The sequence below is a fragment of the Candidatus Paceibacterota bacterium genome, assembly GCA_028714635.1.
Lineage (GTDB): Bacteria > Patescibacteriota > Minisyncoccia > Phycocordibacterales > JAQTLZ01 > JAQTLZ01.
The window spans coordinates 1-5,312 of sequence record JAQTLZ010000015.1; the positions used below are offsets into that span (position 1 = coordinate 1).

6 protein-coding genes are annotated in these 5,312 nt (G+C 46.3%); 2 read left to right on the plus strand and 4 right to left on the minus strand.

All coding sequences use genetic code 11. The annotated features are described in order from the left end of the window. Positions 1 to 99: 99 nt before the first annotated feature. Entirely contained in the window at positions 100 to 1,197 is a 1,098-nt protein-coding gene (locus tag PHS53_05095) for a hypothetical protein (GenBank protein ID MDD5357487.1), read from the minus strand. Between the two features lie 419 nt (positions 1,198 to 1,616). Between PHS53_05095 and PHS53_05100 the strand changes: the two genes are divergently transcribed. Together PHS53_05100 and PHS53_05105 are read left to right on the plus strand one after the other, a co-directional pair. Next, positions 1,617 to 2,054: a hypothetical protein gene (locus PHS53_05100; protein ID MDD5357488.1), complete on the plus strand. Its 438-nt coding sequence runs from the start codon at positions 1,617 to 1,619 to the stop codon at positions 2,052 to 2,054. Between the two features lie 43 nt (positions 2,055 to 2,097). Next, positions 2,098 to 2,430: a hypothetical protein gene (locus tag PHS53_05105; GenBank protein ID MDD5357489.1), complete on the plus strand. Its 333-nt coding sequence runs from the start codon at positions 2,098 to 2,100 to the stop codon at positions 2,428 to 2,430. An 11-nt stretch (positions 2,431 to 2,441) separates the two neighbouring features. Here the strand turns inward: PHS53_05105 and PHS53_05110 are convergent, their stop codons facing one another. The 3 genes from PHS53_05110 to PHS53_05120 all read right to left on the minus strand — a co-directional run. Further along, positions 2,442 to 4,118 carry a hypothetical protein gene (locus PHS53_05110; GenBank protein MDD5357490.1) on the minus strand — a complete coding sequence of 559 codons (1,677 nt, stop codon included), beginning with the start codon at positions 4,116 to 4,118 and terminating at the stop codon, positions 2,442 to 2,444. Between the two features lie 129 nt (positions 4,119 to 4,247). Next, entirely contained in the window at positions 4,248 to 4,520 is a 273-nt protein-coding gene (locus PHS53_05115) for an HU family DNA-binding protein (protein ID MDD5357491.1), read from the minus strand. 340 nt (positions 4,521 to 4,860) lie between these two features. After that, positions 4,861 to 5,312 (minus strand): ribonuclease Y (locus PHS53_05120; GenBank protein ID MDD5357492.1); only part of this gene is annotated, 452 nt, incomplete at its 5' end.

Sequence of the window (5,312 nt, forward strand, 5' to 3'; positions counted from 1 at the left end):
CAAAAAGTGTTCTGTTGTAATCAAAAATAATTTTCATTTTTTTATGAAAAACTCCGGAACGTTGCTTTGCTTCCGGAGTGTATTTCTTAAAGAACTTGTCTATGACTCTAGCACAGGAATTGTCATAACCGATTGTCGGCCCCCGTGGACAATGACGGAATCCGAAGCAGTCACATCTGCGTCCACGATTTCTCCCGTAAGATCGACATAGAGGGAAAAACGGACGTACAGTTCTGCCGTTTTCTCGGTCTGTTCTGTATCAAGGAACTGCACCTCGCGTTTTGCAATAGGCAGCGCTCTCTGCCAGATTGCAAAGGGCCGGTTAACCCGCGCCGCTTCGAGCTTCGCTTGGTCATTGAAGAACGTTCCGTGCGCTCCACCGCTTTGGAAGTGCTTCACAAAGAAGTCGCCTTTGGGGAAGATGCTCTTGCGGTGGATGATCTTTGTTTCCGGCAGAAACTCTTTGATCTCTGCCGAAAATTCCGCTTCCCGCTCCCATGGCAGTGCGAGCGTCGCTTTCGATGAAAGGTGGTGCTTTGGAGGAATGCCAATCTTCACTTTTTCCGCTAGAGCAATGAGCTTGGTCGGATCGCTTCGGTGAAGGATTGGAACATCGAGCAGAGACTCCGCGGAAAACTGCCCATCCATTGACTCGATACTTAATTCCGGGACGAGAGTACCACCCATCATCTTGAGGAAGAAGCGATAGTACGGCTCGTAGAAACGGTACTGCTCGCCCATAACTTGCGTCATTCCCTCGAAGCCGGCATCCTTCCACGCCTGCTCGTTTCCTTTCCAGAGGCATTTCATGCCCCCGTAAAGATAGCGCAGTACCGGAGGATACGCGAGACCATTGCGATTGACAGCATCGATCTCGACGATTCGCCAGCCGTCTTCCGTCCAGATCGTATCGATCATTACGGTTTGCGGTAGGCCGTCGCGAAGCAGGAGCGGTAGGTACGGAGGGGGGATTCCCTTCCGGAGCATTCCTGCCCACTGCGAACTTCCGGATGCCGATTCCTTTTTGAAAAAGACATCGGCGTTGTGGAGAAAGACCATCGCTGTTTTGCCGATCCGGGAGAGTTCCTCAAGATCCTTCTGGCTTACAGGAAAGCCTCGGGGAGCAAGAAGAAAATCGTATCTCGGCGAAACGAGGCCAATCTCTCGTGTCCTCTCCTTAAGTGTAGAGTGCCACATGGGTATGACTCCTTACAAAGAACTTTCGGCTTTCGGCCGTTCGAGCAATCTCTCTTTGAGATTGCCCTCCCTCTGCAATTGCGACAGAGAGAGGGGGCATTCTCCAAGAAAAAACCCGCCCTTTTTTCGGAAGGCGGGTTCTTAGGAAGTCAGAGAGAGTTATCTTACCACTTCGAATGAAACGCCGCCTTTATCTTGTGGCGTCGTGTGGTCTTCTTTGAATTCAATACTGAATAATTCATTGTAGCTTTACTATAAGCTAATCCGCATTTGTTTGTCAAGCGAGTGTTGTTTACTCGCGAAAATCATGTTTGAGATGGCTTGGCGAAGCGCGAAGCCGGTTATTCCGAAGTGATTTTTGGTTGCGAAGCTTACTGCTTTTGATACAATTTACCTATTACACATATTTCTATACATTTATGCCTATCAGCGGAATGCCAAGTCAGACAACAGCGGAGAATCCCCCAACTACCCTTCGTGAAGATTTTGAGAAAGCTTCTCTTCCAGAGATCTGGGGTCAGTTCGTTCATTTTTCGAGCGTAGTGGGCAGAGAGTTGCCAAAAATCGCTCAGGCTGTGCAAGCTTCCATTATTGAAGCAAATAAGAGAACGGCAGAAGAGAATCTTTCTGCTACACCTGCGCCTGCTGGGAAAAGCGAGTGGACGACACCCAATATCCAAACTGGAGTGAAGCCCGAAGAGCTCATAGAATTTGCTACCCGAGACCTTGTTTCTCCCGGGGGAAGTGTTTCTGAAATGGTAAAAGAGTTAAACTTGCTAACTAGCGTTTTACGTGATAAATTAATGAAAGCAACTCCAGAGGAGCGCGCTCTTATTGCCGGACAAAAGATCGGCTAAGCGCACTTCAGAGACCAAGCGCCGGGGGAAAGGAGGATACCACATGATGGCGCAAGGACAGGTCGGCCACTTGGACGTCCTGTACAAGTGTTGTTTCGACGACAAAGGTCAGGTGCTCTGGCACGATCTCATGGGGCTTGTATGGTACGCCTCGCACTACCAGAGGGCTTGGGCTTTGCGAGTCAAAGCCGAGAAGAAGGAATGTCTCAGTTTTGAAGCAGTCGAGTTGGCAATCGCTGAAGCGATTGCCAAGAAGAATTTTGAATCGGCTCTGGCAGATTTCAGAGAGGAGTGTGAAAGGGAAGGGATAGAAGTGCCGGAGATTAATCCATTCAATCTCTCTGGGTACGAGTTCGAACGCCGGCGGGGTAGGTAACCCGCTGGTTTTTATTTTACTGGAATGCTGAAGACCTCCCCGTTGCTCTGAAATGGCGAATTCGTTTGGTCCTCTTCGTCGACTTCTTGTGACTTTGGTTGTGGGATAATAACGTGCTCTTTTTTCGCATTCATTTCTGTGCAGTATCGAAGAACCGCTTTTTGAATGTAATCATAGTTTGATATCTTTTCAGCTTGTTGGTTTACCGTGATTGCTTCGATGTTTTTTTCCCGAGCACTTTTTTTGAGCTCCTCAAAAAGGGACTGAATGGTGTCCCGCCAATTTACCGAGAGTGGTATTTGAATTGCGTCGAGATGCCAAACGCGAGCTTTTGTTTTTGCAAAGGTGGTCTCCAAAAGATAGATATTACCAATATGATCCTTTTCACGAAGCACTTTCACATTGTAGAGGAGTAATTTTGGATTATTAAATGGCAAAGGCTTGCCAGCTGTGCAGTCCCCGCTTATTTTTCCAGGATCCCTATCCATTTCTTTGTCAGGTTTTCCAAGAAGCGTGAGGACAACTCTCTCTTCGTTTTTTGCGCCACGCTTCAAACTATCTTGAACATCTTTTACAACTAAATCGATAAATCGCGCGGCGTGCTTGGGCATATGGTAATACTCCATAATGCCGGAAATGAATTTGAGCTTATGTTCACGTTCTTCTCGAAGCGCTTTTAGTCTCGCGCTTTTCTCCTTTTTCTCTTCTATAGTTGCTGTCCGCATTTCGACCGTAAGTTGTTTTTCTTCCGCGGTTTTCTCAATTCGTATCTTTGCGAGTGCAGAGATGGCTTCTTCTGGGGTTGTGGCTTTTTCTAGCTCCTGTGCAGCCGCCTGGAAAGCCTCGTCTTCGCGCAGAGCAGTTGTGAAAACGTACTTACTCACTTCAAAGATGCCTATGCCTTTTATATTTACATTGTCCTCAAACCAGCCGTCAAATTTGTCGGTGACTGTGTTTGCGAACCTTTCTTCATAGAAATGCGGATCGGAAATTGTGCCGCGAAGGCGCTCAAGTTCGTCGTACATTTTTTCTGTTTCCTCGCTTGGGAAGACTTCTTCATCATCTTCATCCGCGACTTCCTCATTCTCATCCTCGTCTTCCTCGGGCTCATGATTAGCAACTCGTTTCTTTGCCTGCTCCATAAGAGTTTCCCAGGTTTTTTCTAGTTCTTCTCTTCCGTCACTGGTAAGGTGTGAAATGCCATTGAGCGCGAAGATATCTTCCATAAAATAGTGGTAATCAGTACGATCATTTAGGTGAAAATATTCCAGGAGTTTTCGTCGAATGCTTTTATTGGATAAAAGATACTCTTGTAAAAAAAGAATGGAACTATCCCCGCCGTACAATCCATCAAGTTCCGGTCCTACCCATTCGACATCGTCAATATCTTTGCCTATTAATTCGGCATCAACAACAGGAAGAACTCGTCCCACTCTTGTTTTTTCTGTTGAGACGAGAATCTGATCAAAGGGCGCCTTTTCAAGTTTTTCTCTCTGTATTGCCTGTTCTTTCTCGAATTTTTCTTTCGATACCACTCTCACCGAACCTTCTCCCGTAATTTTGACATACCCTATCTTTTCGAGCTCTTTTTCCGGAACATCCTTCAGATACTCATACTGAGCAAGGAGGGCGTCAAGAAGCGCTCGGGGTGTCGGTGTGCCTTGGCTGGACGCATTTTCTATACTCATTCTTTTATTATACTCATTTTGAAAAATTATTTCTCGCTATTTGACCCTCGTCGCTTTTGTTTTGCAAAGCAAAAAACCGCCCCAAGAAATTACAGAGCGGTTTTTTGCTTGAGTAAACAGTTGAGAAGACTATTTTACTGCTTCTTTAAGAGCCTTAGCTGCGCGGAATTTTGGAACTTTCATAGCTGCAACCTGGATTGATTCCCCAGTTCGAGGATTTCGAGCCTGTCTTGCTGCTCGCTGTTTTACTGAAAAGATACCAAGACCTGCGATAGATACCTCGTCTCCTTTCTTGAGAGAGCTGACAATGCAATCAAGCATTGTGTCTACAAGCTGTTCTGCCTGCACTTTTGTGGTGCCGAGCTTTGAGTGGACAGCATCAACTATTCCTGCTTTATTCATATATTTTTGTAGAACTTGCAAATTTGGCGAACTTCTTCGTTGCTTCGCTTCGCGGGCTCCTGCGCAGTAGGTCTCCTACAGCTTAGTCGCACCACTCACTCGCGTCTCGAATTTCATCCAAATTTTCAAGTTCTCATTATTTACCTAGCTTTTAAAATCGACCTTGGTTATTCCTTCGGAGAAATAAGAGTTTCTCCTTCCTGTAATGTACTTTCCCATTATATTACAAGGCTTTTTCTATGCAAGGTAGCTAAAATCTGGCTACAAATGGTAAGAAAAGGCAAGAGCCCGGCACCTTCTTTGGAAGGTGCCGGGCTCGTTTCCTTATTTTCTTTCGTAATTACCTCGCAAATTCGATAGAACGCGACTCCCGAATGACATTTACCTTGATTTCTCCTGGGTAACGAAGCTCATTTTCTATTCTCACCGCTATATCCCGAGCCATAGTTTTTGCTTCCACGTCAGTGACATCGTTTGGGGTGACAAATATTCGTATTTCTCGTCCCGCTTGGAGTGCGTATGATTTTTCAACGCCCTTAAAGCTGTTTGCGATAGCTTCAAGGTCCCCTAATCGTTTCAAGTAGTTCTCGACAGAATCCCGTCTTGCTCCCGGACGTCCACCTGAAATCGCATCGGCAGTTTGTACGATGATTGATTCAATCGTCTCATACGGATATTCGCCGTGATGAGCTTCCATCGCTTTCACGATGAGTGGGTCAGCGCCGAATTTCTGGAGAATTCTTCGTCCGATCTCAACATGAGTACCAGTGACTTCATGGTCTACCGCCTTTC